The following is a 353-nucleotide window of genomic DNA, read 5'->3' on the forward strand; positions in this document are numbered from 1 at the left end:
TGCCCCGTCAGCATGGAATCCTCGCGCAGCGGCTGCGGCGCCAGTTTCGGGTAGATGCAGGACGAGCCCAAAAACATCAGCTTCTCGGCGCCATGGACATGCGCCGCGTGGATCACGTTCGTCGCAATCGCCAGGTTATCGTAGAGGAATTCGGCGCGCAGCGTGTTGTTGGCGACGATGCCGCCGACCTTGGCCGCGGCCAGAAACACCACCTGCGGGCGTTTGGCGGCAAACCACGCATTGACGGCGGCCTGATCGCGCAGATCGACCTCATTGCGCGTCGCGGTCAGCAGTTCGACGTGTTCCTGTGCCAGCCGGCGCACCAGCGCCGCGCCGACCATGCCGCGATGGCC

Annotated in this window: 1 protein-coding gene; it reads right to left on the bottom strand. The window is 65.7% G+C overall.

Annotated features, from left to right (window positions below):
* A partial coding sequence (locus tag CQ14_RS45555; protein WP_430650124.1) for an NAD-dependent epimerase/dehydratase family protein occupies positions 1-353 on the bottom strand: 353 nt, incomplete at both ends.

Origin of the sequence: Bradyrhizobium lablabi, assembly GCF_001440475.1 — a bacterium.
In the GTDB taxonomy this organism is placed as follows: Bacteria; Pseudomonadota; Alphaproteobacteria; order Rhizobiales; family Xanthobacteraceae; genus Bradyrhizobium; species Bradyrhizobium lablabi.